The sequence below is a fragment of the Vibrio sp. 10N.261.51.A4 genome (assembly GCF_041471945.1).
In the GTDB taxonomy this organism is placed as follows: domain Bacteria; phylum Pseudomonadota; class Gammaproteobacteria; order Enterobacterales; family Vibrionaceae; genus Vibrio; species Vibrio crassostreae_C.
Genome location: NZ_JBFRPJ010000012.1, coordinates 159,981 through 186,915, shown reverse-complemented (window position 1 = coordinate 186,915; position 26,935 = coordinate 159,981). Strand labels below are relative to the sequence as shown.

Here is a 26,935-nt window from a genome sequence, read left to right as displayed (position 1 = left end):
TGGTTTGTAATCAATGAGAGAAGGTCAGCGAGCGCTGGCCTTTTTTATGCTTAATTTCTAGTAATGGCTTTTCGTGCGTGCCCAAACAATAGCACTACTTCACTCGCATCAAGCGATGCATTTTGTCTTCGAACTGAATCTCGATCACCTGTGAGATTTTCATCTTATCAACACGATCAAGCATTCTCGCTTGGTAATCACGGTTCTTCATCCACTCTAGCGGTTCTTTAAAGCCATCCTCATTAATCACAAACGATTGATCGGTAATGGAGTCTTCAAAGATATGAACCACCCAAATGCGTGATTGGAAATCCAATAACTCACTAAAGTAGCTTTTTAACTTAGATAAGGAATTCGTTAGATACGTTTTAGGTGAGGTTTGAGAGGACATAGTAAACCGTATTTGGACAATGAAAATCGGCAAGGGCGCCGTCTGATCATTATAGCCTTTACCCGCTCGGCTTGTCAGGTCGAATTCGGCAGCCATTCACGCTAATGCTTTGCTATTGCTATTGCTACTGTGGCTGCCAGTTCGTGATTAACCAAATCAGTGTCGGATTCACTATTTAACGAATAGGCCGAAGTCGATCTCTTGTTCTCTTTGATATTTCACCAGCTTCACTTTTAGGTCGTGTTTTGCTGCTAAATCAATGGCTAAGCATGACATGCGTTTTATCTCATCAACGCAGCTTGATATCAGCGGTTTTTCTTGATTATCGATAGTGGCGATGAGTGTGTTTTCTGTGCCGTCGTTACCTGCGTAAATATACGCGTACATGTTGTTGTCGTGTTGCATAAACTTCCTAAAACGGGATTTCTAATTATTAGTGAGGTGAAGATTACAGGGTTTATTTACGCAGGCTAGCTCGGCTAAGTAAGGTTAAGCAAGGGAAAGTAAGGCTTTGTAAGGGCTCTTTTTTTTCTTTTTTCTGGCGTTCGAAAACGTGCTCAACCCTTTGTTTGTCTCACTTTTTTGTCTTGTTAGGTTTTGCCTATCAATAAAATTGTTGAAATCCATTTAGTAAAATCAAGATTTTAGACAACAATTAACTTAACAAGATAGAAAATATATGACGCAAAGTATTTAGGGAGAACGCAATGCATTCTATTAAAGTGAAAGATTACATGACGCAGCAGGTTGTGACATTTACTCCTGATATGCCGTTAAGTCTAGCGTTAGACAAAGTGATGCGTAGCCACCATATGGGTGGGCCCGTAATCGATGATAACGAACAAGTGATTGGCTTCCTTTCAGAGCAGGATTTACTCGAGAAACTTGTGAAGGTCAGTTACTTCTGCCAAGACACACACCTTGTGGGTGACTGTATGTACCAAGAAGTGCTGTCGGTGTCACCTGACTTATCCATTATTGAATTGGCGGACATGATGCAGGTTGGAAAACCTAAAGCATACCCTGTGATCGATAATCGAAAACTGGTGGGTATTATCACCAGAACTGATGTTTTGAGAGCAATTGGCAAGAACTTGGAAGAATGCTTCAAACATCAGGTATAGTAGCGTGTTAAGAACGATTATTTTTCTCAATACTCTCAATTGAAAAAAGGCGCACTAGCGCCTTTTTTCTGTATAGCGCTTTTCTTGGTCGATCCTTTCTTTTTGGATCCCTAGCCAGTTGAACAGTTGAACAGTTGAACAGCTGATTAGGCTTTAGCTCTTGGGTATTCCAACTTTTGGAGGTTTCATGTCAAATCAAACGGCAAAGTTTGTTGAAGGTTCAACGATGCGCCACATATTGGTGATGTCGGGGGCTGGCTCTGTCGGTTTGATGGCGTTATTTGTGGTCGATCTGCTCGACATGCTGTTTATCAGTATGCTCGGACAGGTTGAATTGGCTGCTGCGGTAGGCTTTGCAGGTACGCTGACTTTCTTTTCTACCTCCGTTTCTATCGGTACTTCCATTGCCATGGGCGCATTAGTGTCCAAAGCCATCGGCTCCAAGAATCAAGAGCACGCTCGAAACCTAAGCACCAGTATCATGCTGACTGCGTTTGTTATCAGTTCAACCATAACTGCAATCATGTTCGCTTATATTCCAGAGCTGCTAGCCGCGATAGGCGCCAAAGGCATTGCAGCCGAGCGCGCTCAAGCTTACCTACAGATTTTGCTACCAAGTGGTCCATTTTTGGCGTTAGCGATGGCTGCGGGTGCGGGCTTAAGAGCGGCAGGTGATGCCAAACGTTCGATGTGGGCAACTTTGTCTGGCGGCATTGTTAACGCGATTCTCGATCCTCTGTTTATTTTTGGTTTTGGTTGGAACATCGAAGGGGCGGCTATCGCTTCGGTTGTCGCTCGTTTCTCGGTGCTATTCTTTTCGCTTTATCCTCTTATTCGCAGCCATCAGCTGGTAGCTCCGCCTTCTTTTGTGCAATGGCGCATTAATATTCGACCAATATTGGCGATTGCGCTGCCTGCGATTATCACCAATACCGCAACGCCTATCGGTAATGCGATTGTAACAACGGGTATCGCACAATATGGTGAGGATTTTGTCGCGGGCTTTGCCGTGATAGGTCGTCTGACGCCAGTTTGTTTTGCGGTTATCTTTGCCTTGTCTGGCGCTGTGGGGCCAATCATTGGTCAGAACTTTGGTGCTGAACGCATGGACCGAGTAAAAGAAACACTCAATAACTCATTACTGGTTACTACGGCATACACCATCGCTGTTTGTATTCTGTTGTACTTCGTTCAAGGTTATGTCATTCAAGGCTTTAGCTTACAAGGTGATGCAGCAATCATTGTGGCGGCTTTCTGTACCTATGTGGCGTTAACCTTCACCTTTAACGGTGCACTATTTGTTGCCAACACGTCTTTCAACAACCTAGGTAAACCGCTTTACTCGACAGCATTGAATTTGGGTAAAGCGACGTTAGGTACTCTGCCGTTCGTATATCTAGGTTCGCAATGGTATGGCGCTTTGGGTGTTCTCTATGGTCAAGCTTTGGGTAATGTTTTGTTCGGAATTTTAGGTATCTTGGTGCTTCGACATCATATCGCTGAACTGATGCAAGGATCTCAAGTTGATCCAGTGGAAGATGATGTGTCGATTGTCAGCTTGAACACTCAGCCATTCTGTTCACACGATGCGGTTCTTATTGATGATGTATCCGCTAACCGTGAAGAGTGTGCGGAGCTTAAATCTCAGTAAGCCATCGGCGCTGGCATAATATTTTTGTTTTCTTGAAAACTTCTTCTTGACCTTGGAGTAGCCTCCAAGGTTTATACTTTTGATGAACTTAAGGTTCTGTTGCTCGTAAGTTAGCAACAACCTCAAGGCTTTTGAGTATTAAGGAGATACATTATGTGCGCAAAACATGCAGCGTGCCGCTCAGCAAAAGTGGACGTTCAACCTCAAGCGGCAGGAGCAAGTTGCTCTAGCCCTAAAATTTCAAGCATCACAGCAGCAGGTACTTCATCTGGTTGTTGTAGCTCTTCTGCTGCTTCGTCATCGTCTGGAGATGATTGTTGTAGTTCGTCGGATAGTGGAGAAGAAGACAGTCAGTCCTCAACTTTATCTCTCGATGCCAAATTTTCGAAAAGTTGGCTGGTTGCCGGAATGGACTGCCCAGCTTGTGCAAGAAAAATAGAAAACGCGATCAGCAATATTGACGGTGTTATTCAAGCGAAGGTTCTCTTTGCTACCGAAAAGCTGGTTGTGAAATTCGATAATGAAAGCCTTGCCGACACCATTGAACAGGTCTCTATCAAAACGGGTTTCCCTCTTACGGAAGTCGGTTCAAAGAAAGAAAAACAACAACCTGAGACTTTTTGGCAAGCTTATATCCAACCTAATTTACAGATTATCGCGATTGCAGCGGCAATGCTGTTTGCGGCGCTTGTAAAAATCACCTCACCTCAATTAAGTGAAGGCTTGTTTACGGTAACTTGTCTGCTTGGTTTATATCCGGTGGCGAAGAAAGCGGTTCAGCTGGCGCGTTCAGGTACACCGTTTGCTATTGAAACCTTAATGAGTGTTGCCGCGCTGGGTGCTTTGTACCTTGGCGAAACTGCGGAAGCAGCGATGGTTCTATTGTTGTTCTTGATTGGTGAGCGCTTAGAAGCGTTTGCTTCATCAAGAGCAAGAAGTGGCGTTCAAGCGCTAATGGCATTGGTACCAGAAAACTCGACTAAGATCATCAACGGCGAGCGTGTAGAAGTAGCAGTCAGTGAACTGGTTCCAGGTGATGTGATTGAAGTGGCCGCGGGCTCTCGTTTACCTGCTGACGGCCAATTGATTACAGACGCGGCAAGCTTTGATGAAAGTGCGTTAACCGGTGAATCTGTTCCTGTTGAACACATCGAAGGCAATAGCATCATGGCTGGCGCTGTGGTGGTCGATAAAGTGGTTCGTATCACCATCACTTCAAAACAGGGTGAGAACGCGATCGATCGCATTCTTCATCTGATTGAAGAAGCAGAGTCTCGTAAAGCACCACTAGAGCGATTCCTCGATAAGTTCAGCCGTTGGTACACACCGTTAATGATGGTAGTGGCTCTGTTGGTCATCATCACACCACCATTGTTGTTTGCGCAGCCATGGGAAACATGGGTTTACCGTGGCCTAGCGCTATTGTTGATTGCTTGTCCGTGTGCCTTGGTTATCTCGACTCCTGCAGCGATTACCTCTGGCTTAGCAGCAGCAGCGAAACGTGGTGCGCTCATTAAAGGCGGCGCAGCGCTAGAGCAGCTTGGTAAAATCCAAACCATCGCCTTCGATAAGACAGGCACACTGACCGAAGGTAAGCCTCAGGTTACGGATATTCAACCTCTATCGGGGTGGCAACAAGACGCGATGCTGCGTGTGGTTGGGGCGATTGAAGTTGGCTCTACTCACCCGTTGGCGCAGTCACTTGTCGCTAAAGTAAAAGACCTGAATATTGAGATTCCTGAATCACACAACAAGAAAGCGTTGATTGGTAGTGGTGTTGAAGGGGATGTTGATGGTGTTAAGTATCAGGTTCTGTCACCGTCTAAAGTCACGTTCGAACTTGGTGCCGATGTGGTTTCTCAGGTAGAAGCATTAGAAGGTGAGGGCAAGACGGTTGTGGTTGCTCTTGAGGTTAAAGATCAAGAAGAATCAACAGAGCAAGCTACGACGGTGATTGGTCTGATTGCTTGGCAAGATACGTTACGCAGTGACGCTAAGCTTGCGATTGAACGACTTAATGAATTAGGTATTCAATCTATCATGTTGACCGGCGATAATCCGCGCAGTGCAGCAGCGATCAGTAGCAAGATTGGTATGCAGTACAAGGCAAGCCTATTGCCAAGCGACAAGGTATCTTACGTTGAGGAGTTATCTCAACAGTCGCACGTGGCGATGGTCGGTGATGGCATTAATGATGCACCAGCAATGAAAACGGCGAATGTCGGCATCGCAATGGGTGGTGGTACGGATGTCGCTTTGGAAACGGCGGATTCAGCACTGACTCATAACCGTTTAACTGAGCTGCCAGCGATGATTGAACTGTCGCAAGCGACCATGAACAACATCCGTCAAAACGTAGCCCTTGCGCTTGGTTTGAAGGTCGTATTCTTGGTGACAAGCTTGTTAGGTATTACCGGTTTGTGGGTGGCAGTTTTAGCGGATAGTGGTGCAACTGCATTGGTGACATTGAACGCATTGCGTCTGCTTCGATTTAAATCTAAAGCGGACTAAATCGAGCTCACCGACATAGAGCATTCTTAATATAAAAGCGCCTTTAGCGGTAATACGTTAAAGGCGCTTTTTGTCTCATTAGTATGCAACATAGGCGTGCGGATTGCTTATTTTTGTGATGCCAATCGGTTTTTTGTGAAACTTGAATTATTGTTGCGATCATTCATGTGACATGTGTCACTTCATTTTGTAATGAGCTTGGTTAGAGTGTGTTCGTACCCCACGAATTTACTATGAGCTTAAATAAGGGTAAAAAGCCCAATAAGCCAAAAGGAGCGAACTATGTCTCAAGCTGTTTTCCACTTAGGTGTTACTGAAGCAGATCTTAACGGTGCTACTCTTGCGATCATCCCTGGTGATCCTGCTCGTGTGCAAAAAATTGCAGAAGAGATGGAGAACCCAGTATTCCTTGCTAGTCACCGTGAATACACGCTTTACCGCGCAGAGCTAGACGGCAAACCAGTTGTTGTATGTTCAACAGGCATTGGTGGTCCATCGACTTCTATCGCAGTTGAAGAGCTTGCTCAACTTGGTGTTCGCACTTTTCTACGTGTTGGTACGACTGGTGCTATCCAACCTCACGTAAACGTGGGTGACATGATTGTTTCTACAGGTTCTGTTCGTCTAGACGGCGCTAGCCTACACTTTGCTCCTATGGAGTTCCCAGCAGTGGCTGACTTTGAAGTTGCAACAGCAATGAAAGCGGCAGTTGATGAATCAGGTGCAACAGTTCACATGGGCGTAACGGCATCAAGCGATACGTTCTACCCAGGTCAAGAGCGTTACGACACGTTCTCTGGTCGCGTTGTTAAGCGCTTCCAAGGCTCTATGCAAGAATGGCAAGACATGGGCGTTCTAAACTTCGAGATGGAATCTGCAACACTGCTAACTATGTGTGCAAGTTCTGGTCTGAAAGCAGGTTGTGTTGCTGGTGTAATCATCAACCGTACTCAAAAAGAGACGCCTGATCACGACACTCTAAAAGTAACAGAAGCACGTTCAATCAAAGTGGTTGTAGAAGCCGCTCGTAAAATGCTTTAAGTCTTAAAGTGCTCTGAGTTTTAGAGAGCATTAAGTCTTCAAGTGACATTAAATTTTGAAAATGGCCGCATCGTATGATGCGGCCATTTTTTTGTGCCGTCTGAAAGTAATCAATAGAGAAAACAGACAACAAAAAAGGCGAGTGACTTAATCGTCATTCGCCTTTTTAACAATCTGCTTAAGAGCATTGAGCTCTCATGAGCTTATTGGTTTTTAGTACTCTAGATCTTCACTGCCACCCGCAGCTGTAAACCATGCCGTTAGGTGTGTTTTAAGATCTTTCAATTCGTCAGGGCCAATCAATGCAAGGCCAAGATCTTCAGCTCGTGTGATGTCGTTATGGCGAAGAGGGCGGAAGCTCACTAACATTGCACGTGCTTGTAGGCCACCTAGCAGGTCTCTAAGCGATTCCAGTTTGTACAAGGTGTCATCACCATCATCACGCATGCCTTTGGTCTTACATTCGATGATGTGCAGCTTATTGTTCACCACAGAGGCAACATCAAGCTCGTTACGAACCTCACGTTCACCCAGTTGACGGTATACCTGAACATTCAAAGAACGGTCTTGAATGGTCGGCATGTCATCTTGGATCTGCTTAACTGTGCTGTGAACCAATGTTTCAAGCCATTCACCGTTTGAGAAGCGGCGCGCGTCTTCGTTGGCAAAGGTCAAAATACCATTGTCGTAAGTCGCAATTTTAGCTTCAACCAAATCGCTCAGCAGCATGTTGAGCTCGCGATAGCCTTGTTGCTTCTCAGATAGGCCTACATCAAGTTTTTGTTCTTTACGGCAGGTCGTTGCTAGGTAGTTCAATGTCGCAAGGCCAGGGCCTAGTTCGAGTGCGTTACTTGCCCAACGTTCACCCAGTTCATAAAGTTTCTGATCCAGTTGCGGAGACAGCTGAACATCGCTGAATTCACCGCGAGCACCGAACACAGTTAGGTAGTCGTCGATAGTGATGCGGTCTTGAACTTGTGCGTCTTCTTTACCATTAGGGTACAACCAGCAAAGCTTGTCGCTATTTGGTTCAACCACGAAGATTGGCCAGTGGTAAGTACGGAATACTTCGTACACAGAAAGTAGGCGGTGACGGAGGCCACAACTTGCGTTGAGCTTCACTTCTTGACCGCGTGCTTTGAGGTCTTCGGCAAGGGTTTGGATAGATTCTTTAATGACAGATGTATTTACGATGGTCGGAATTTCGAAAAACTCACTCGTAATGTCGCGCTTGTGCAAAACGCTGTCTAAACGTTTGTACATACTGACTTGATTTTTGTCACCGATAAACACGATGTGAGTGCTGACCGTTCGGTTATCAAGTAATGGGGTGAGCAAGCGAATGGGGTCTTGATCGATAATGCCAACATGAACAGCCATATAAATTCCTTAATAGCGGCTCGCTCATAAAGGTGAAAGAAAAAACGGGAAGCAGCAAGCCTTAATAATCATATAATGACAAAGCTCATAAAAAACAAGGGCAACCCTTGATAAAAGTTGCCCTAGCTCAATTAGTCACCACTATTGGGTAAAAAGTCTCAACAATCTCACTAAATATCTATCGATTCTTCATTTATCTATAGTTTGAATTGATGTACTAAATCACCTTGCTGATTCGCCAAAATTGTTAGGTTTTGGCTTGCCTCCGCAATTGAAGACATCGCTTGGTAACTCTTATCTGCGATGTGGTTGATGTCTTCGATGTTGCGTGCAATATCACCAGACGTTTCACTCTGCTCAGCGGCTGCTTGAGAGATGTGTGTACTCATGTGGCTGATCTCTAGAATCAAGGCTTGGATCTCTTCCATCGCACTGTTTGCACTTGAAGCTTGTTGAACCGACATGTCCATATCGTTCATACAGCTTTCAATTACGTTACTTGCAGTTTTCGAGCTTGATTGCAGATTGCTGATCATAGTCTCGATTTCAGAGGTTGATTGAGTGGTCTTCTGTGCTAGCACTCGTACTTCATCGGCAACGACTGCAAAACCACGACCTTGTTCACCTGCACGCGCTGCTTCGATTGCCGCATTAAGTGCAAGTAGGTTGGTCTGTTCAGCAATACCACGAATAACGTCAAGGATTGAACCAATCTGGCTACTCATCTGTTGTAGCTCGCCTACAGCGCCCACTGATTCAGTAAGGCGAACTTCAAGCTGATTAATGGTGCTGATGTTGGTGTTCATGATCTGACGACCAGACTCAGAAGCCGATTCTACTTGTTGAACCATGGTGAGTGAGCTTTGCGCGCTGTTCGCCACTTCTTGTACAGAATGAGACATCTCTGTCATTGCGGTCGCAACAGTCGCGGTTTGCTCACGTTGGCTGTTCAATTGAGCCTGCGTTTCAGATGACGTCTTCTGGTTGACGCTTGCAGTCTTAGTTAAGTCATCTGAAGCATCATTCAACTTCACAAGGATATTGTGCAGGTTGTCAGCCAAGGTGTTGATGTGACGGCTCACGCGGCTGAATTCGTTGTCGTAGCGAATATCGATACGCTGAGTCATATCACCTTCAGTTAGACCTTCTAATGTACCGAGGATGCGAGTTAATGGCTCTCGTACGCTGTGTGCAATGTGGTAACCAATCGCAGCAGCGAACACAGTCACAACAATGCCAATGGCAATCGCGTTGAATAGGCCTTTGTCGTAGATGCTGCTTGCGTCAGCGAGTGATGAGTTAAGTTGCTCTTCAGCGGTCACGTTGAATGAGTCCAAAACAGCCATCGCTTGGTCAACTTCTAGAGCTAGGTTAGCGATGTTCACGTACAACGCTTGTTTGGCTTGTAGGTAGTTGTTGTGTTTGTCTAGTACGCCACCTTTCTGACCAACGTCTTTGGTGAACTTCTGAACCGACTCATCGAAGACATTTTTAAGTGCTGGTAGTTGTGTTGATAGACCTCGATAAGCGTAGTTAAGATGAGTAACGGCCTTTTTGTTTTGGTTAAGGGCTTTTTGAACGAAGGCAACATCAGAGCTAGCAAGTGCATCAGAGGTAATAACTTCTGCGTCTTGCAGTTTGATGAAGTAGCTCTTTGCCATCACTTTTACAGAGATGCTTTTTTGGTCGGCAACGTACTCTTTCATACCAACGGTTAATTCTGAATGTAAGCGTTGGAAGTCACGAGACGCTTTTTGTACATGTTCTTGTGCTTCGAACATCGCGACGTAGTTGTTCATCGCTTCGTCAGCTTCGGCGAAGTAGCGTTCTTCCATTGCTCTTAATTGCGCGATACGTTCAACAAGTGAAGCATTGTTTTGGCTTGCCGCTTCTAAACTACCGAGAACTTCTGAAAACGAGTTTTGTGATGCAGCAAATTCTGTACGCATTGCAGACATGCGTTCAGCGTTTTGTGTGGTTAAGAAATCTTTGAATGACTTATCAGCAGAAAGCAATTGAACACTCGTTTGATTTGAAAGCGCGACAAGTGGTAATGAGGTTTCTGAGACACTCTCAAAATTGCTGTGTATCTGATTCATGCTGTTCATCATGATGGTTATCGTGACTGCGAACATGATGATGATCAGTGCGAAACCAGCGTACATACGCTTGATCACAGATCCCTTCATGGCTTTCTCCCTAAATAAAAATGCAGACCTAATGTCAGGTCAAAGTAAAACTAACAAAATTATCATCATTCTATTGAGCTCGGCTTACGCATTTTATGACGCACACGTCAAAAATAGCGCTCAGTTATAACCAACATGCCATTCTTGAGAGCTAAGGCTCGTTTTCTTTGATTTGAACGGTGTTTTTTATTATGCTTTAAAGCAGATTTATTGTGGTTTGATGCGGCATAGCGCATACTCAAAGCATTAAAAAATAAATGTTTTATCGGAGAGAAACATGGCTGAAGAAACCATTTTTACTAAGATCATCAACAAAGAAATCCCAGCAGATCTACTATACCAAGACGATTTAGTAACCGCATTTCGCGATATTAACCCTCGCGCGCCAAGCCATATCCTAATCATCCCAAACAAGCTGATTCCGACAACTAACGATGTTGAAGTCCAAGATGAAGCGATGATGGGGCGCATGTTTACTGTTGCTCGCAAGTTAGCAAAAGAAGAGGGCATTGCAGAAGATGGCTATCGTCTTATCGTGAACTGTAACTCTCACGGTGGCCAAGAGGTTTATCATATTCACATGCACTTGGTTGGCGGCCGTCCACTTGGCCCCCTATTAATGAGCTAATAAAAAGTTAATGAGCTAATGAAAAGCTAACGAGTTAATGAAAAGCTAACGAGTTAATGAAAGCTAATGAGCTAGTTTAAACGCGCTCATTAGTGGGTTAACACAAGTAGTTAGTTGGAAAATTTGTAGTTTGTATGCCAACTTTAAGTTCTATCTGTTGTCTGAACATCGGCATCGCCTAGGCAGAGGCTAAATCAGTAGGGTTTCAACTGGCTTGAGATCGTTTTTACAACGCGTTTCGTTTTGATAATGAGACCATTAAAGGTCAGCAGACCCTAATAAAGTAGGCATTTTAAACATGCACGGAGACGATAAGTGAAGCAACAGTTTAGATTCGCTTCCATTGCCCTGTTATCGGCGTTGACCGTAGGTTGTGCGAGTATGTCTGCAGGAAGCCTGTTCAGTCATTACAGCGCACAAAACAAAGCGATCTACCAAGCCGTTAAATCTGGAGATTATTCAGAGGCTCAGCAAGAGCTACCAGATTACGCGGCAGGCGACATCCTTGATAACTTTGAAAGAGGCAGAATTAATCTGCTGGATCAAAAATACCCTGAGAGTAAGGCTTCGTTTGAAGTGGCTGATCAGGCGGTTACTGAGCAGCAACGCAAAGCCGTGATCTCAATCTCAGACAGTGCAACCAGTGTGGGTGCGTTGGCTGTGAATGACAATATTACCGAGTATGTGCCAGCCGATTACGAGTTGGGCTTTCTTCATCTGTATCTCGGTTTAAATTACCTCAAGAAAAACGATTTAGAAGGTGCGGTGATTGAAATGCGTCGCGCCAACCAAGTTCAAGAACAAGCGAAGAAGCAACGCGAGGCTGAGTTAGACAAAGCAGCCAGCGATGCGAAGAAGCAAGGCTTGTCTGCCAATGTGGGTAGCATCCTTGCCAATTACCCTGATGCGGGTAAGAAACTGCAGTCAGTACAGAATGCGTATCTGATGTTCTTGTCTGGTCTGCTTTATGAAGCGTCAAATGATTTAAACAGCGCCTACGTTGACTATCGTCGTGCTTTGGCTGTGATGCCAGATAACCAAGAAATCATCGATAGAACCATGGCAACAGCCGCTCGTTTAGGGATGCGACAAGATTTAGCAACATTAGAAAAACGCTATAAGCAATCTTCTAAACTTAGTGCAGGTGAAGGGCGAGTGATTGTTCTTCAAGAGCAGAGCGCTGTGCAAGCTATGGACAGTTGGCGACTGGATTTGCCTGTTTATGACAGTCGCGATCAGGGGGCAATATACTCTCTTGCGCTGCCATATTACCCAAGTCAAAACGTAGAGCGTTTTTCTGCCTTGCGAATCAGCGGACAGCCGCTACAAGAACATTTGATCACTGATGTAAACGCGATGGCGCAGAACGATCTATCGGAACGTATGACAAGCATTGTTATTCGCCAAGCGCTACGTGTAGTCGCGAAAGATCGCATTCGAAAAGAAGCAACCAAAGGCGATGATGTCGGTAATATTCTGTTCAACGTGTGGAACACACTGACAGAGCAACCAGACACTCGCAGTTGGCAATCATTACCTGCAGAGATTAAGAGCAGTACGTTTGTAGCAAATAGCGGTCAATATACGTTGGAAGCGGGCGCTAAAACGTACGACTTTGATATTCGAGAAGGGCAGACCACCTTGGTGTGGATTTCTCGACAAGGAAACAATGCAACAATGTGGCATAAACAGCTAGGGAGGCTGTAATGAAAAAGTGGTTAGTGAGCTTAGCAGCGGTTATGGCTCTGGCTGGTTGTGCTGATAATACAGCTGGCGTAAGGGTCGATAGTCTGACTCAGAACGTTTTCTTTGGTGACAAGGTATTGGGCAGCCGTTTACAGGTTGAAGATATTCGCACCGATCTGGTCGACGGTCATACGCGAGGAATCGTTCGTTTAAACAGTAACTATAAAGGCGATCAACATATTCTTTATCGTTTTTACTGGTACGACGATGCCGGGCTTGAGGTCAACCTTAAACAAGGTCCTTGGAAGCAAGCGATTGTTCGTGGTTTTGAAAGTATTTCGTTGTCGGAAGTGTCGGTAAACCCGAAAGCGACTCAGTTCAGAGTCCAGTTCCGAGAGCAGTAAGTTAGATTAAACGGGTCTCATGATTCGTAAATACAAGAATTTAAGAGTGTGGGTAACCCCGCTCAGTGATAAGTTGAGGAAACAAAATGAAAAAGAGTGTCATTGCGCTACTAGGTTTAGCGGTTATTTTAGGCGGTTGTTCAAACAAGGTAAGCTACGGTGATGCACAAGCAGTAGAAACCACGACAATCGATTTCGGTTCAACTGACCTTCAAACGATTGCGGGTGAAATGGTCGATAGCATGATGGCGTCTGGTTCTGTGTCTTACATTACTCGTGAACAGCGTCCAATCGTGTTTGTAGAGCGAATCAAGAACAAAACAAGTGAGCACATCGATACTGAGTCAATCACTGACACTATCAGTACTAAGATGCTGAACTCTGGTAAGTTCCGTTTCGTTGATATGGACCGTGTAGAGTCTGTTCGTGACCAATTGAACTTCCAAAACAACGATGAGCTTGTAAACCAAAGTTCAGCGATTCAATTCGGTAAAATGGTTGGTGCTCAGTACATGCTGTACGGCAACCTATCAAGCATCGTTAAGAAAGCGGGTAGCGATGAAGACGTATACTACAAAATGACGATGCGTCTAATGGATCTTGAGTCTGGCTTGATTGAATGGGCTGACGAGACTGAAATCCGTAAGCAACAATCTAAGAGCCTACTAGGCCTTTAATTTCGCTTACTTGCCAACTATGCGCAGCCGGATTTGACAATGTCTAGTATTGGCAGCGCTTAATCTTGACAGCGTATAGCTTGGTCACACGCCAATGCAGTGCATGATGTGCTGTTTATGAAGAGACACTGGCTTTTGGCCAGTGTCTTTTTTGTAGGGAATGAAGACGTTTATAGGGAGTAAATATGGCAATTTTTTCTTGGTCTGAGGCTAAGCTTCTTGATACCAGTTTGAGTTCGCTTGACGGTTACTTTTCTGAGCCTCCAGTTAGAGCTCAAACGCTGACCGGCGGGTTGACCAATCGATGTTGGAAGTTGGTCGATGCCGATGGTACTGCGTATGTTTGGCGGCCAACCACACCTATCACCAAAGCGTTCTTCATTTCTCGCCATGAAGAGTACCAAGTGCTGTCTGCCATTGAGCGACTCGGTATCGGGCCAAGCCCAATGGTAGTGAATGAGCAGGGGTTACTGGTTGAGTGGATTGCGGGTGAGACACTTTACGAAGATCTAGAACTCGATGACCTGTTGAAAACGCTGATCTCTGTTCATCTGGTTAATACTGCGCGATTACCACTGCAACCATTCAGTTTCACGGCGCGAGTCGACCATTACTGGCTGCAGCTTGATGCGATTCATAAGACGGAAGCCTGCACTAAGATTTATCAAGAGTGGCGCGTGGCTCCGAGTATTACCAATGTTGACCTGTCTTTGTGCCATTTTGACTTAGGTGGTTATAACCTAGTGAGAAACAGTGACTGCATTAAGATTATTGATTGGGAATACGCTGCGCTCGCAGACCCTAGGCTCGATTTGACATTAACCATTGCGGTTGCTGGCGCGCCAGTCACAGAAGCGGTTGAGAAGTACTGTCAGCTGCGAGGAATCCATGATGTTCAGCCTTGGCTTGATGGTGTAGAAGCATGGTTACCAAGAAGCCAGATGATGGCGATGCTATGGTATTTACTTGCTCATCAGCTTTGGGGCGATGAAAGTTATCTGCGTGAAGCGGAGGCTCTGAGTCACACTTTATGTAGCTAGGATCACGTTTAGGAAGTGAAAAATATAATTTCTCAGCTGTTACCTTTAAAACCTTGTTTTTCGTGTTAGATTGATCAAAACGTACCAATATTCAACGGGGGAGGTACAATGATTATCTATCTACATGGCTTCGACTCAACAAGCCCAGGCAATCACGAAAAAATACTGCAGTTGCAATTCATTGATGATGACGTTCGTTTCATCAACTACAGTACTTTGCATCCAAAACACGATATGCAGCATCTGCTAAAAGAAGTGCATAAGGTGATAGAGCAATCCGATGATCCGCATCCCATTATTTGTGGTGTAGGTTTAGGTGGTTTTTGGTCTGAGCGTATTGGTTTCTTATGTGGGATTAAGCAGGTGGTGTTCAACCCTAATCTGCACCCTGAGAACAACATGGTAGGTCGAATTGACCGTCCAGAAGAGTACGAAGACATCGCAACTAAATGTGTTGCTCAGTACCGTATGAAAAACAAAGGACGCTGTTTAGTGGTGCTTTCTCGTGAAGATGAAATTCACGACAATACCAAAACAGCTGCCGCGCTAGAAGATTACTATGATGTAATCTGGGATGAGAAAGAGAGTCATAAATTCAAAAAGATCTCTCAACATCTTCAAGCAATGAAAGCGTTCAAAAACGCTTAATCAATCCAGATGTTTTATAAAAGCAGTGCTCAATGAGTGCTGCTTTTTCACATCTGAACCTTAGAGATTGGTATTGATAAAGTAGTTGTATATGTTTTATCGGTCGGTTTGTGCATTTATAGATCAGTTTGCGCAAACGTTAACTAATTAGTCGCGAATCCTCATTGAGGGTAAGGATTTTTTTGTTGCGGTCATCTTTTTGCTATATATAATGTTCCCAAGCAAAATATTTTGACAAATATCAAAAAAAATTGAGAGCGAGTGAAAAAACTTGCCCATAATTTGTGTTCTGCCTCTCAGGTAGTCACCTTTTATATCCACGTGAGCAAAGCAACAAACCATTATTTGTTGTTTGTAACCCCTCTAACTACTCGGTGAGCTGTCGTTATTCTTTTTCGCGGTAACCCAATTTGTAACAGCCTTCGCATTCAAGGCCGAGTAGATACATAGAATTTATCGGTTGGAGTAATCGAGCCGAACCCCATTTATTCATTTTGTAGAGGATTGTCATTGTGACAAAAATTATCGTAGTAGGCGGCGGTGCTGGTGGTTTAGAACTAGCAACTAAGCTAGGCCGCACTTTAGGTCGTAAGAAACGTGCCCAGATTACTCTGGTAGACCGTAAAGCAAGCCACCTATGGAAACCATTACTTCATGAAGTAGCAACGGGCTCACTGGATGAAGGTGTTGATGCATTAAGCTACCGTGCGCACGCAAAAAACCATTACTTCGATTTCCAAATGGGCAGCCTGAACGACATCGATCGTGAGCGTAAAGTGATTGCACTAAGCGAGCTTACAGACGAGCACGGTGAACTGCTGATGCCAAGCCGTGAACTTGAATACGATATTCTAGTGATGGCGCTAGGCTCAACGTCAAACGACTTCAACACTCCAGGCGTTCGTGACAACTGTATTTTCCTTGATAGCCCAGAGCAAGCACACCGTTTCCGTACAGAAATGAACAATCAGTTCTTAAAGCTTCACGCTAAGAACGGTCAAGGCACGGTAGACATCGCGATTGTTGGTGCTGGTGCAACTGGTGTAGAGCTTTCTGCAGAGCTACACAACGCCGTTAAAGAACTTCGTACTTACGGCTTCGGCGACCTAGATTCAAGCAAGCTGAACGTAAACCTAGTTGAAGCGGGTGAGCGTATTCTTCCAGCTCTACCTCCTCGTATTTCAAGTGCAGCACACTCTGAGCTAACCAAGCTTGGTGTGAACGTTCGTACGAATACGATGGTGACTCAGGCGGATTCTGACGGCCTAACAACCAAAGATGGTGACAAGATCCCAGCTCAAATCATGGTATGGGCAGCAGGTATCAAAGCACCAGATTTCATGAAAGATATCGGTGGTCTTGAAACCAACCGTATCAACCAGTTGGTTGTGAAGAACACGCTGCAAACAACACTGGATGACAACATCTTTGCAATCGGTGACTTGGCGCAATGTACACAAGCAGACGGTTCATTCGTTCCGCCACGTGCACAAGCGGCTCACCAAATGGCAAGCTGTGCATTCAGCAACATCATTGCTAAGTTGAACGGTCGTGACCTGAAAGACTACATCTACAAAGACAAAGGCTCGCTAGTTTCACTTAGCCGTTTCTCTACGGTAGGTAGTTTGATGGGTAACCTGACGAAAGGCTCGATGATGGTCGAAGGTCGTATTGCTCGTGTGGTTTACATCTCTTTGTACCGCATGCACCAGATGGCGCTTCACGGCTTAATCAAAACATCACTGATGATGCTGGTTGGTCGTATTAACCGTGTACTTCGTCCAAACCTAAAGCTTCACTAATCAGGTAAGCCTTCTCAGAGCATTACGCTGATAATAAAAAAGAGCTCTTCGGAGCTCTTTTTTGATCGTGTCGATTATGGATTATCGCAGGTGTTGAACTCATTTCTGCTGTTAAGACGTTGGAGGTAGCACAGAATAAACCACGCCATCTTTCGGCTTACCGTTAAACAGAAATCGATTCTGGGCAATGGTTTCTCGCTCAGCGCCACACTTCTCGATCAACTTTTGGCTGGGTAGGTTCTCGGTATCGCAGACAATTTCCAAACGCGTTAACTTGAGTTGCGCGAAACAAAATTCAAATAGGGCGAACATCGCTTCTTTGGCGATCCCTCTCCTTTGAAAGTCATCACCGACCCAATAACCTAAACTCGCCATATTAAAGGTGTGGTAAAGCTCATTAATGGCAACCATACCGACTAACTTATCGCTTTTTCGTTCAAAGATGCCAAAGCCAAACGCATCGGCTTTCACCCAGTTCAGGCGAGTTGCCAGAATAAATTTCTCGGCCTCGACGATAGAAAACTCTCTATGACACCAGTCGACCCATGGCAGCAAGCTAGGGGAGGACTTAACCAGCTGAGAAAATTCTTGAGCATCTGAGGCCTCAATGATTTTAAGGCTAAGATTTTGTGTGTTGATCTGAAATTCAGGGCTCATAGGACGTACCAAGTAACGTGTAAGTACTGAACCAAGAGAGTCAGTACAGAATAAAGATAGATAGCACTTAATAAAACGCCCTCACTAGGAGGGCGGATTGAATTATTTATATAATTATAGCCGAATCGGCAAGTAACTTACTGCGCTACACGTCGAACTTGAATCACCATTCCAAGAAGTGGGTGGTCAAGGTAGTGAGTTTCTGTACTGCGCATACGACGTTTTTGGTCCATGCGGTAGCTCTTAAGGAACTCTTGGACTTCAACCGTCGGAGAAATTTCAGTTAGATTGCCTACCTGGACGTTGCTTTCTGCGCCACTTACTGGTGAATCTAGCTCAATTTGTTGCTCTTGTAGAGTCACTTCACGAACGCTTGGCGCTTTTAAATCTAATGTCGTTTCAGCGTATAGGTAGTGCTGAACGTAGATTTGCAGCTTGCCGTCTAATTCGTAGAGTGGCTTATCAATGGTCTCTTCTTGGAACCCATCAGCGCTGCCTGCAGTGATTGCGCCTTTTTCAGAGCCATCAGCATTAAACTGTTTAGAGAAATCTTTACCTGCTTGAATATGGAAAACAGGTGCCGAGCTCTTACCTTGGTCGCCTTGACGCCAAGCGGTATGCATCAGAACTTCAAAGCCAGCGTGTTTACGTAGCTTGTCTTTTTGAGGTGTTAACTTATATTCCGAGTAAGGAAGCATTTGAACGCCTTTCTTTGCTCGGTATTGGGTATCTTGAAATGAACCAACACGCTCAAGTGAAATCTTAGGCTGTGTATTTGGCCAAGATTCGTTCACCTTCTCTGCATCAACAGCGCGCTTAAAAATGATCACTTCTATATCAAATTGTCTCTGCGCCAAACTTGGCAGTGAGACGAACAATAGTAGCAGTGGGATCAGTCTTTTCATTTTTACTCCGTCTTCCAGCCGAACTACCGGCTGGATAATTTATATGTGCAAGTGGATTGGGTCTTATGCTGAAGGCAGCAAGTTTTGTCTGAATTCGCCCAATAAATCACTAACAAATTGAATTCGTTTCCGTCTGTCGACCAATGGTATCGTAAACTTGAACTTTGTTGGTCCTTCCATTGAAAACTTTTGCGGTTGAGATTGCAACAGTTTAACAAGGTAGGTCGGGTTTATGTCAGCATCCGGGTAGAATTCTAAGAATCCACCCTTATCGTGGGCTTCAATTTTCTTCGCTTTGATAGACGCTGCGGCTAATTTTAGCTCAGAAACTGATAACAAGTTCTTGGTTGCATCAGGCAGAAGGCCGAAGCGATCAATCAGCTCGACTTTCAACTCTGCCAATTCGTCGGAGTCACTCACACTCGCAATACGCTTATAGGTAGACAAACGTGTATTGATGTCTGGGATGTAGTCATCTGGTAATAGTGCTGGCAAACGCATCTCAATTTCAGTTTGTTCACGCAGTAGGTCATCAAGCGATGGCTCTCGACCTTCCTTCAATGCTTCAACCGCTTGTTCAAGCATCTCCATGTACAAGGTGAAACCAACTGACTGGATTTGACCACTCTGTTCATCACCTAACAGCTCACCCGCACCACGAATCTCTAAATCGTGAGTTGCTAAGGTAAAGCCTGCGCCCAAGTCTTCGAGCGAAGCAATCGCATCCAATCGCTTGATCGCATCTTTGGTCATTGCTTTAGGGTGTGGCGTTAACAAGTAAGCATAAGCTTGGTGGTGCGAACGACCTACACGACCACGTAATTGGTGCAGCTGTGCTAAACCAAGGTTATCGGCTCTGTCCATCAAGATGGTATTTGCCGTTGGTACGTCGATACCGGTTTCAATGATGGTTGTACACACCAGTAAGTTGAAGCGCTGGTGGTAGAAGTCATTCATGATGCGTTCCAGTTCGCGCTCTCGCATCTGGCCATGAGCTACAGTCACGCGCGCCTCTGGAATCAGCTTTTGCAATGACTCTGCTGTTTTCTCAATCGTGTCGACTTGGTTGTGTAGGAAGTAAACCTGGCCACCACGCATGATTTCACGCAGCACCGCTTCTCTGACGATGGCATCATCACTCTCGCGAACGAAGGTTTTAATTGCCAAGCGTCGTGCGGGTGGTGTAGCGATGATCGAAAGGTCACGCATGCCACTCATTGCCATGTTCAGCGTTCGCGGGATCGGTGTCGCAGTAAGCGTTAGAATATCGACATCCGCACGCATCGCTTTCACTTTCTCTTTCTGACGCACACCAAATCGGTGTTCTTCATCGACAACCAGCAAGCCAAGGTCTTTAAACTTAATATCACTCGAAAGTAGCTTGTGAGTACCCACTAAGATATCGACCTTACCGTCGGCGACATCTTGCATGATCAACTTCTGCTCTTTAGCTGATTTGAATCGGGATAGAACCTCAACACGAATCGGCAAGTTGGCGAAACGGTCACGGAAGTTCTCGAAGTGTTGCTGAGCAAGTAGGGTAGTAGGAACTAACACCGCCACTTGTTTACTGTTATCCGTACAAACGAATGCTGCGCGCATTGCGACTTCTGTTTTACCAAAACCAACATCACCACACACTAAGCGGTCCATGGCTTTTGCTTGGCACATGTCAGACATCACCGCATTGATTGCCATCGCTTGGTCATCGGTTTCTTCAAATGGGAAGCCAGATTTGAAGGTTGCGTATTGCCCGCGATCTAAAACAAATTTATAGCCAGGTTTAAGCTCACGCTTGGCGTAAACATCCAGCAGCTCTGCAGCAACGTCACGTACTTTTTCAGCGGCACGCTTACGCGCTTTTTGCCACGCCTCACCACCTAGTTTGTGTAGCGGTGCAGACTCTTCGGCGCCACCAGAGTAACGTCCAATAAGGTTCAAAGACGCAACGGGCACGTACAGCTTGGCATCGTTTTGGTACTCAAGTGTCACATATTCGGTTTTCATGCCACCGGCTTCGAGTGTCTGCAAGCCGATGTAGCGACCAATACCGTGGTCAATGTGCACTACAGGTTGACCTGGTTTAAGTTCGGCTAAGTGACGAATGACAGTGTCGCTGTTAACACTTTTTTTGTCTTTCTTACGGCGCTGAACAACGCGATCACCCAACAGGTCGCTTTCACAGATAAGGGCGATGTTTTGCTCTTCATGGATAAAACCGTGTTCAGCAGAGCCAAGGATGAGGCTGAACTTGTCTTTGCCTTTAATTGAGGCATCGAGGTTTTCAACTTCGCTTGGTCGTACTTTAATACCACGAAGCAGTTCACTCAGCGCTTCACGACGACCTTCTGATTCAACCGAAAAGACCACTTTTCCTTCGAAGGCTTCAGTGAACTTTCTTAGGTTTGCGAGTGGTTCTTTATTCTGATGCTGAACACTGAGATCAGGAAGAGACACAACCGGAAGGTTGGTACGTCCAGCTTTCTCTTCAATTGAATCTAAGCTCAGATTGACTTGTGGCTTCTGTTTGAAGTGTGCGAACAGCTCGTCTTTCTTCAGCCACAGTTGTTCAGGCGTGAGAAGTGGCCGTAATGGGTCAACACCGCGCTGTTCGTATCGATGAGCAACGTCCGTTAGGAATGAGTCTACTGCAGTCTCGACATCACCTAGAATCAGCAGTTGCGCTTCATCGGCAACGTAATCAAACAAGGTTTCTGTGTGATCGAAGAACAGCGGTTGCCAGTACTCGATACCAGCAGGCCAAGTACCCTTAGAAACCTGCATATAAACCGATTCTGGTTCGCGGCGCGCATCAAACTGTTGGCGCCAACGAATACGGAAATCTTCAATCGCCGTTTCCGAGGTTGGGAATTCGTGAGCAGGCAGCAGGCGGATCTCAGAGATGTCTTCGATAGAACGCTGGTTTTCAGGATCGAAGGTACGAATGGTATCGATCTCATCATCGAAGAAATCGATACGATACGGGTCTTTGCTGCCCATCGGGAACAGGTCGAGAATCGAACCACGACTTGCGTATTCACCTGGGCCAAACACTTGATCAACGTAGCGATAGCCGGATTTTTCAAGCTGTAGGCGAAGTTTCTCAAGCGAGTAGAGATCGCCCGTTTTCACCATTAACGTGTGTTGTAGCAAAAAGTCTCGCGGTGACTGGCGTTGCAATAACGTGCTGATCGGAACGATCGTGATGCCATCTTTTAATGTTGGCAGTGCGTAAAGGCGTGCGATACGATCTGAGATGATCTCTTGGTGCGGCGAGAAGCTATCGTATGGCAGCGTTTCCCAGTCAGGGAATAATGCGACTTCATGTGCCGTAAACTGTTCAATTTCAGATTGAAGCTTAAGCGCCACTTGTGGGTCGGGTACAGCCAAGACGGTATGGCTGTTGTGTTGCTCTGCGAGTTTGGCAATGGCAAGAGCGAGAGACGAACCGACTAGGTTACCGATGTGCTTTTTGTCACCGGCACCTTTAAGTTTAGGTAGTGTAAATATGGATTTTTTGGTCATGTTAATTTACTTGTTATCTCGGTCTAGAGAGCGTTGACGCAAGAGTTTCTGTTGTTGATAAAGTGCCGCTTTAATTAGCAGGTCTTGGTCGGTATCGCGAAGATGAGCGTATTTAAATTTGATTTCGAAACCTGAGTCTTTCGCCTCGCTAGCAAATACTTCTGCGTAGCAATAAATGGCTGCAGCTGGGTGCTCTAGAAAAAGTTTGGCTTTTACTAAGCGACCCGGTTCGATGTCTGCTTTTGAAAAGCAGGAAAACTGACTCGCACCAAATGAATAGGTGTGAGTGCGAAATTTCTCATCATCTTGCTGCGATAACATAAAGCTCAACAAGAGGTTTAATTTTGAGTTTTGTGCATCCAATAAACTGGTGACATTCTTCAAGTCGCTGTTTTTCAGTTCCGCTCGAGCGCTGTCAGCTAACAGATCCAATTGGCTAAATTCACTTGCCACCACAAATGGTGCTGGGATCTCAGATTCGAATTGAATTTGAGAAGGTAAAGTGAAGCCGCTGTCCATTGGTTCAATATTAGCGGTAAGGCTATGGTGAACGGTGAAAAACTCTTGTTCTGTCATGCGTTAGTTCCTTGAAGTGATCTATTGATTATCGCTATGTGGCCGCAGTAATCAAGGTCAGTTAATTGAAAGTCTCAAATAGTTGTTTGAAATTTGGCTATTTGACAAGGTTCTGTTTTTCAAGCCTAACTAATTGAGTTAATTCACTCTATATTTTCAATTAACCCCTACACAGTAACAGCAATACCCGTTACATTAACCCGCATCCCCTTTAGATGGTTCAAAGTATGTTTCATCCTATTTCGTTGTTTGTTGGCCTACGCTATTTGAAAGGCCGTTCAGGTGATCGCTTTAGCCGTTTTGTTTCTTATATGTCGACGGCAGGTATCACCATTGGTGTGCTGTCTTTGGTTACTGTTTTATCGGTAATGAATGGATTCGAAGCGCAGTTAAAAGATCGAATTCTTGGTGTTCTTCCTCAAGCGGTGGTTTATGAGCAAGGTGGCACCACCTCTCTTTCTGCCCAAGCGCCTAATTTTGCAGAGCAAATCTCGCTTAATGGTCACGTTGAACCGATTGTCCGCAGTGAGGCGGTGATTCAGAGTCCGGCTCAGTTATCTGCGGGGCTATTAATCGGTATTGAACCTAATTCAGATGACCCTCTTCAAAACCACTTGATTGCGGGCAGATTGTCTTCACTTAAAGCGGGCCAGTATCAGCTATTTCTTGGTCACACCTTGGCGAGAAATTTGAAGGTATCTATGGGTGACAAAGTTCGCCTGATGGTGACCAGCGCGAGCCAGTACACCCCATTAGGTCGTATTCCAAGCCAACGAAATTTCACCGTTGCCGGTATTTTCAATACAGGTTCTGATATCGACGCTCAACTGATGGTGACAGACATCCAAGACGCTGGGCGTTTGATGCGTTATAAATCAGACACTATTTCAGGCTGGCGACTGTTTTTTGAAGACCCGTTTGAAGTCGCAGAGTTATCAACTCAGCCATTACCGGAAGGTTGGTTGTGGAGCGACTGGCGAGACCAACGAGGTGAGCTATTCCAAGCCGTTCGTATGGAAAAAAACATGATGGGTTTAATGCTTGGGCTTATCATCGGTGTTGCTGCTTTCAATATTATCTCAGCACTTATCATGGTGGTGATGGAGAAGCAGTCTGAAGTCGCGATTCTTAAGACCCAAGGCATGACTGATGGTCAAGTCATGGGGATCTTCATGGTTCAAGGCGCAAGTAGTGGCGTGATTGGTGCGCTCTCTGGTGGTGTGTTAGGCGTTGCTCTAGCGATGAACCTTAATACTATTTTAGAGGCGATGGGCGTTGCTCTATTCTCCTTTGGTGGACAGTTACCAATTTTGATTAACCCAATTCAAATCGCTGTTGTTGTGGTTCTGGCTATTGCACTTAGCCTGATTGCCACTGTATTCCCTTCTTATCGTGCATCGTCTGTGAAACCTGCTGAGGCCCTTCGTTATGAGTAATTTTCTTCAATGTAATGATATCCGTAAAACGTACCGTGAAGGCTCGTTAGATACTGAGGTGCTCAAGGGAGTCAGCTTTGACATCGAAAAGGGTGAGCTAGTAGCAATCATCGGTACCTCTGGCTCGGGCAAAAGTACCTTACTGCATATCTTAGGCGCATTAGACGATGCTTCTGCGGGCAGTGTGAGTTTTCTTGGTCAAGATTTAGCATCTTTGAGTTCGAATAAGCAGGCGAAGCTTCGCAACCAGCATCTTGGCTTTGTGTATCAGTTCCATCATCTTCTATCTGACTTTTCAGCTTTAGAAAACGTGGCGATGCCGTTATTGATTGGCGGCGAAAAGCCCGCTAAAGCAAAGCAAGAAGCACAACGTTTGTTGGACAAAGTTGGATTGAGTCACCGCGTGGACCACCGACCTTCAGAGCTTTCTGGTGGCGAGAGGCAACGTGTGGCGATTGCTCGTGCATTGGTGAATAAGCCTGCGCTAGTGTTGGCGGATGAACCAACCGGTAACCTTGACCATAACACCGCACTGTCTATTTACGACTTAATGCGTGAACTGAACCGTGAATACGATACTGCCTTTTTGGTCGTGACTCACGATGGTGAACTTGCCGGTAAGATGGATCGCCAACTTCACATGCAAGATGGTTTACTGGTCAACGTAGAAAAAGAGGAGAGCTAAGTGTTTTCCTCTTTATCTCTATTGATAGGCGGCCGATTTAGCCGTGCGAAACAACGAGACAAGATGGTGTCGTTCATCTCATTGTCTTCGACCATTGGTATTGCGGTTGGTGTCGCGGTGATCATTATCGGCTTATCTGCGATGAATGGCTTTGAGCGAGAGCTTCAATCACGAGTACTTTCTGTCATTCCTCATGGTGAATTTGAAGGCGTGAATGAGCCTGTGACTCGTTGGGAGCACGTGATTGAGGAGTCGGTTAAGCACGATAAAGTCGTTGCTGCTGCGCCTTATGTGAAAATTACTGCGCTTGCTGAAAAGGGCAAAGAACTCAAAGCAATTGAAGTTCGCGGCGTTGATCCGCAGCTAGAACAACAGGTATCAAGCCTATCGAGTTTTATCGATAAGCAAGCTTGGAGCGAGTTTAAGGCAGGGCAACAACAGATCATTTTGGGTTCTGGTGTAGCGAATGTGCTGGGTGCGAAAGTCGGTGATTATCTGACTTTGATGATTCCGACGGTAAACGGTTCTGTGAAGGTTCAGGCACCAAAACGTGTTCGAGTGAAAGTGGTTGGCTTGCTGACGCTTAATGGTCAGATAGATCACAGTTTGGCGCTAATCCCGATTGGTGATGCTCAGGTCTACGCAAACTTAGGTGAGGCGGTAACTGGGGTTTCTTTGAAAGTGACCGATGTGCTGAACGCGAACTCTATTGTGCGTGAAGTGGGCAATCAGCTTGATGTGTATGTGTATCTACGAAGCTGGCAGCAGAAGTTTGGTTTCTTGTATCGAGATATCCAACTCGTTCGTACCATCATGTATCTGGTGATGGTACTGGTTATTGGTGTGGCTTGTTTCAATATTGTCTCGACGCTAATGATGGCAGTAAAAGACAGAGCATCAGAGATCGCGATTTTAAGAACCATGGGTGCATCAGACGGCCTTGTGAAGCGCATCTTTGTTTGGCAGGGCGTATTCTCAGGCGTGTTAGGCAGTTTAGTGGGCAGTGCAATAGGTGTGCTAGTCGCTCTTAATCTCACGACACTAATCAAAGGACTTGAAAAGTTGGTCGATCACCAGTTCTTGTCCGGTGATATCTATTTTGTCGACTTCTTGCCATCACAACTTGATATGACGGATGTTGTTGTGGTTTCCGGCACTGCGATTGTGCTGAGTTTACTGGCGACATGGTACCCAGCATCACGCGCGGCGAAGTTGAATCCAGCCTCAGTGCTGAGTTCTAAATAGCATTCGCCTAAATAACAGGCCGTCAGTTTTCAGTCGATACAAAAAAGGATCCCAGTGGGATCCTTTTTTATTGAATTCAATTCGTGTTCTTTACGACTTTCGTTACATGCCAATCTTGCAGAGGTAAGTAGCTCATCCGATTTTAACTTGTGTACGTTTTAAGTGAAGCGCATACAAGGTTAGATTGAATAACAAGAAATGGCGTTCAGTGCCTTGCTTGTCGCTTCTTCCAACTTCTTACTACTGAGTAGCGCCATAAACCGCGAATACCAAAGTAGCCAATCATTGCTGAAACCACGCCACAAATCAGACAACCCAATAAGAACGGAGGCCCTATAGTGCTCATTTGCGCCAAGATGAAGTCCCAAGACAATTCGAAATGGAAGGCTTGCGGTGGCACATGCATAACAAACGCCCCGACTTTATAAGCAAAGTAGAAGAGAACAGGCATGGTAACCGGGTTACTGATCCAAACAAGTGCGACAGCTAAAGGCAGGTTAACGCCACATGCGACAGCAAGGCCTGCAGACATAATCATTTGACTTGGTAGAGGGACAAACGCCATGAATAACCCAACAGCAAACGCGCCAGCCGCAGAGCGACGATTAAGGCACCATAAGTTGGGGTTGTACAAAACATTGCCAAAAACTTTCAATGCTTTCTGACGCTTGATTAGATCATGGTCAGGCATAAATCGTTTGATAAACTTTCTTGGCATAGGAGGAAGCTACTCT

Annotated in this window: 23 protein-coding genes; 14 read left to right on the top strand and 9 right to left on the bottom strand. The window is 45.4% G+C overall.

What is annotated here, in order from left to right; translation table 11 throughout:
- Positions 1 to 94 precede the first annotated feature (94 nt).
- Positions 95 to 391 carry a hypothetical protein gene (locus tag AB4384_RS04475; protein WP_372128967.1) on the bottom strand — a complete coding sequence of 99 codons (297 nt, stop codon included), beginning with the start codon at positions 389 to 391 and terminating at the stop codon, positions 95 to 97.
- Between the two features lie 171 nt (positions 392 to 562).
- Complete coding sequence (locus AB4384_RS04470) at positions 563 to 796, bottom strand: hypothetical protein (protein WP_017060212.1); 234 nt, start codon at positions 794 to 796, stop codon at positions 563 to 565.
- A gap of 302 nt (positions 797 to 1,098) precedes the next feature.
- Between AB4384_RS04470 and AB4384_RS04465 the strand changes: the two genes are divergently transcribed.
- The 4 genes from AB4384_RS04465 (at position 1,099) to udp (ending at position 6,718) form a co-directional block, all read left to right on the top strand.
- On the top strand, positions 1,099 to 1,515 hold the full coding sequence (locus tag AB4384_RS04465; RefSeq protein ID WP_017060213.1) for a CBS domain-containing protein: 417 nt from the start codon (positions 1,099 to 1,101) through the stop codon (positions 1,513 to 1,515).
- 187 nt (positions 1,516 to 1,702) lie between these two features.
- Positions 1,703 to 3,166, top strand: coding sequence for an MATE family efflux transporter (locus tag AB4384_RS04460; protein WP_017065289.1), 1,464 nt, complete (start codon positions 1,703 to 1,705; stop codon positions 3,164 to 3,166).
- A 153-nt stretch (positions 3,167 to 3,319) separates the two neighbouring features.
- A complete protein-coding gene (locus AB4384_RS04455; RefSeq protein ID WP_137001571.1) occupies positions 3,320 to 5,677 on the top strand; it encodes a zinc/cadmium/mercury/lead-transporting ATPase in 2,358 nt (785 codons plus the stop codon).
- A 282-nt stretch (positions 5,678 to 5,959) separates the two neighbouring features.
- Positions 5,960 to 6,718 carry a uridine phosphorylase gene (gene udp, locus AB4384_RS04450; protein ID WP_017065292.1) on the top strand — a complete coding sequence of 253 codons (759 nt, stop codon included), beginning with the start codon at positions 5,960 to 5,962 and terminating at the stop codon, positions 6,716 to 6,718.
- A 213-nt stretch (positions 6,719 to 6,931) separates the two neighbouring features.
- On the opposite strand, the gene AB4384_RS04445 is transcribed toward udp, so the two are convergent.
- On the bottom strand, positions 6,932 to 8,098 hold the full coding sequence (locus AB4384_RS04445; RefSeq protein WP_017065293.1) for a DUF1887 family protein: 1,167 nt from the start codon (positions 8,096 to 8,098) through the stop codon (positions 6,932 to 6,934).
- 197 nt (positions 8,099 to 8,295) lie between these two features.
- Positions 8,296 to 10,287, bottom strand: a complete 1,992-nt coding sequence (locus AB4384_RS04440; protein WP_372128956.1) for a methyl-accepting chemotaxis protein — start codon at positions 10,285 to 10,287, stop codon at positions 8,296 to 8,298.
- Between the two features lie 277 nt (positions 10,288 to 10,564).
- On the opposite strand from AB4384_RS04440, the gene hinT reads away from it, so the two are divergent.
- The 7 genes from hinT to AB4384_RS04405 all read left to right on the top strand — a co-directional run bounded on the left by hinT (position 10,565) and on the right by AB4384_RS04405 (position 17,172).
- The gene (gene hinT / locus AB4384_RS04435; RefSeq protein ID WP_017060220.1) at positions 10,565 to 10,915 is read left to right on the top strand and encodes a purine nucleoside phosphoramidase; all 351 of its coding nucleotides are present in this window, start codon (positions 10,565 to 10,567) and stop codon (positions 10,913 to 10,915) included.
- 315 nt (positions 10,916 to 11,230) lie between these two features.
- A complete protein-coding gene (locus tag AB4384_RS04430) occupies positions 11,231 to 12,622 on the top strand; it encodes a COG3014 family protein (protein WP_017065296.1) in 1,392 nt (463 codons plus the stop codon).
- Positions 12,622 to 13,005: a YcfL family protein gene (locus AB4384_RS04425; RefSeq protein WP_017060222.1), complete on the top strand. Its 384-nt coding sequence runs from the start codon at positions 12,622 to 12,624 to the stop codon at positions 13,003 to 13,005. The genes AB4384_RS04430 and AB4384_RS04425 overlap by 1 nt, the downstream gene beginning before the upstream one ends.
- An 86-nt stretch (positions 13,006 to 13,091) precedes the next feature.
- Positions 13,092 to 13,682: a penicillin-binding protein activator LpoB gene (gene lpoB / locus AB4384_RS04420; protein WP_017060223.1), complete on the top strand. Its 591-nt coding sequence runs from the start codon at positions 13,092 to 13,094 to the stop codon at positions 13,680 to 13,682.
- 185 nt (positions 13,683 to 13,867) lie between these two features.
- Entirely contained in the window at positions 13,868 to 14,722 is an 855-nt protein-coding gene (locus AB4384_RS04415; protein WP_017060224.1) for a phosphotransferase, read from the top strand.
- Between the two features lie 108 nt (positions 14,723 to 14,830).
- The gene (gene ycfP / locus AB4384_RS04410; RefSeq protein WP_009847155.1) at positions 14,831 to 15,370 is read left to right on the top strand and encodes an alpha/beta hydrolase YcfP; all 540 of its coding nucleotides are present in this window, start codon (positions 14,831 to 14,833) and stop codon (positions 15,368 to 15,370) included.
- Between the two features lie 512 nt (positions 15,371 to 15,882).
- A complete protein-coding gene (locus AB4384_RS04405) occupies positions 15,883 to 17,172 on the top strand; it encodes an NAD(P)/FAD-dependent oxidoreductase (RefSeq protein WP_009847154.1) in 1,290 nt (429 codons plus the stop codon).
- Positions 17,173 to 17,283: 111 nt separating this feature from the next.
- Here the strand turns inward: AB4384_RS04405 and AB4384_RS04400 are convergent, their stop codons facing one another.
- The 4 genes from AB4384_RS04400 to AB4384_RS04385 form a co-directional block, all read right to left on the bottom strand.
- Positions 17,284 to 17,829, bottom strand: a complete 546-nt coding sequence (locus AB4384_RS04400) for a GNAT family N-acetyltransferase (RefSeq protein WP_372128955.1) — start codon at positions 17,827 to 17,829, stop codon at positions 17,284 to 17,286.
- Between the two features lie 137 nt (positions 17,830 to 17,966).
- On the bottom strand, positions 17,967 to 18,734 hold the full coding sequence (locus AB4384_RS04395; protein ID WP_017065298.1) for a peptidoglycan binding protein CsiV: 768 nt from the start codon (positions 18,732 to 18,734) through the stop codon (positions 17,967 to 17,969).
- Between the two features lie 63 nt (positions 18,735 to 18,797).
- Positions 18,798 to 22,259, bottom strand: coding sequence for a transcription-repair coupling factor (gene mfd, locus AB4384_RS04390; RefSeq protein WP_372128953.1), 3,462 nt, complete (start codon positions 22,257 to 22,259; stop codon positions 18,798 to 18,800).
- 6 nt (positions 22,260 to 22,265) lie between these two features.
- Entirely contained in the window at positions 22,266 to 22,835 is a 570-nt protein-coding gene (locus AB4384_RS04385) for a hypothetical protein (RefSeq protein WP_017065300.1), read from the bottom strand.
- A gap of 227 nt (positions 22,836 to 23,062) precedes the next feature.
- On the opposite strand from AB4384_RS04385, the gene lolC reads away from it, so the two are divergent.
- From lolC to lolE, 3 genes are read left to right on the top strand one after another with little or no spacing between them, the layout of a single operon-like run.
- Positions 23,063 to 24,271, top strand: a complete 1,209-nt coding sequence (gene lolC / locus AB4384_RS04380; protein ID WP_102429154.1) for a lipoprotein-releasing ABC transporter permease subunit LolC — start codon at positions 23,063 to 23,065, stop codon at positions 24,269 to 24,271.
- Entirely contained in the window at positions 24,264 to 24,956 is a 693-nt protein-coding gene (gene lolD, locus AB4384_RS04375; RefSeq protein WP_017060230.1) for a lipoprotein-releasing ABC transporter ATP-binding protein LolD, read from the top strand. Before lolC ends, lolD begins: the two co-directional genes overlap by 8 nt.
- On the top strand, positions 24,957 to 26,201 hold the full coding sequence (gene lolE / locus AB4384_RS04370) for a lipoprotein-releasing ABC transporter permease subunit LolE (RefSeq protein WP_017072111.1): 1,245 nt from the start codon (positions 24,957 to 24,959) through the stop codon (positions 26,199 to 26,201).
- Between the two features lie 205 nt (positions 26,202 to 26,406).
- Here lolE and AB4384_RS04365 read toward each other — a convergent pair whose 3' ends face one another.
- A complete protein-coding gene (locus tag AB4384_RS04365) occupies positions 26,407 to 26,919 on the bottom strand; it encodes a DUF2062 domain-containing protein (RefSeq protein WP_017060232.1) in 513 nt (170 codons plus the stop codon).
- Between the last annotated feature and the right edge of the window lie 16 nt (positions 26,920 to 26,935).

What these genes read in the sequence shown, in the direction of transcription:
- mfd (WP_372128953.1), bottom strand. Translation starts at nt 22,259, where the DNA reads ATGACCAAAAAATCCATATTTACACTACCTAAACTTAAAGGTGCCGGT.
- udp (WP_017065292.1), top strand. Translation starts at nt 5,960, where the DNA reads ATGTCTCAAGCTGTTTTCCACTTAGGTGTTACTGAAGCAGATCTTAAC.
- ycfP (WP_009847155.1), top strand. Translation starts at nt 14,831, where the DNA reads ATGATTATCTATCTACATGGCTTCGACTCAACAAGCCCAGGCAATCAC.
- lpoB (WP_017060223.1), top strand. Translation starts at nt 13,092, where the DNA reads ATGAAAAAGAGTGTCATTGCGCTACTAGGTTTAGCGGTTATTTTAGGC.
- AB4384_RS04425 (WP_017060222.1), top strand. Translation starts at nt 12,622, where the DNA reads ATGAAAAAGTGGTTAGTGAGCTTAGCAGCGGTTATGGCTCTGGCTGGT.
- AB4384_RS04440 (WP_372128956.1), bottom strand. Translation starts at nt 10,287, where the DNA reads ATGAAGGGATCTGTGATCAAGCGTATGTACGCTGGTTTCGCACTGATC.
- AB4384_RS04395 (WP_017065298.1), bottom strand. Translation starts at nt 18,734, where the DNA reads ATGAAAAGACTGATCCCACTGCTACTATTGTTCGTCTCACTGCCAAGT.
- AB4384_RS04385 (WP_017065300.1), bottom strand. Translation starts at nt 22,835, where the DNA reads ATGACAGAACAAGAGTTTTTCACCGTTCACCATAGCCTTACCGCTAAT.
- AB4384_RS04415 (WP_017060224.1), top strand. Translation starts at nt 13,868, where the DNA reads ATGGCAATTTTTTCTTGGTCTGAGGCTAAGCTTCTTGATACCAGTTTG.
- lolD (WP_017060230.1), top strand. Translation starts at nt 24,264, where the DNA reads ATGAGTAATTTTCTTCAATGTAATGATATCCGTAAAACGTACCGTGAA.
- AB4384_RS04465 (WP_017060213.1), top strand. Translation starts at nt 1,099, where the DNA reads ATGCATTCTATTAAAGTGAAAGATTACATGACGCAGCAGGTTGTGACA.
- AB4384_RS04455 (WP_137001571.1), top strand. Translation starts at nt 3,320, where the DNA reads ATGTGCGCAAAACATGCAGCGTGCCGCTCAGCAAAAGTGGACGTTCAA.
- lolC (WP_102429154.1), top strand. Translation starts at nt 23,063, where the DNA reads ATGTTTCATCCTATTTCGTTGTTTGTTGGCCTACGCTATTTGAAAGGC.
- AB4384_RS04445 (WP_017065293.1), bottom strand. Translation starts at nt 8,098, where the DNA reads ATGGCTGTTCATGTTGGCATTATCGATCAAGACCCCATTCGCTTGCTC.
- AB4384_RS04470 (WP_017060212.1), bottom strand. Translation starts at nt 796, where the DNA reads ATGCAACACGACAACAACATGTACGCGTATATTTACGCAGGTAACGAC.
- hinT (WP_017060220.1), top strand. Translation starts at nt 10,565, where the DNA reads ATGGCTGAAGAAACCATTTTTACTAAGATCATCAACAAAGAAATCCCA.
- AB4384_RS04365 (WP_017060232.1), bottom strand. Translation starts at nt 26,919, where the DNA reads ATGCCAAGAAAGTTTATCAAACGATTTATGCCTGACCATGATCTAATC.
- AB4384_RS04460 (WP_017065289.1), top strand. Translation starts at nt 1,703, where the DNA reads ATGTCAAATCAAACGGCAAAGTTTGTTGAAGGTTCAACGATGCGCCAC.
- AB4384_RS04400 (WP_372128955.1), bottom strand. Translation starts at nt 17,829, where the DNA reads ATGAGCCCTGAATTTCAGATCAACACACAAAATCTTAGCCTTAAAATC.
- AB4384_RS04475 (WP_372128967.1), bottom strand. Translation starts at nt 391, where the DNA reads ATGTCCTCTCAAACCTCACCTAAAACGTATCTAACGAATTCCTTATCT.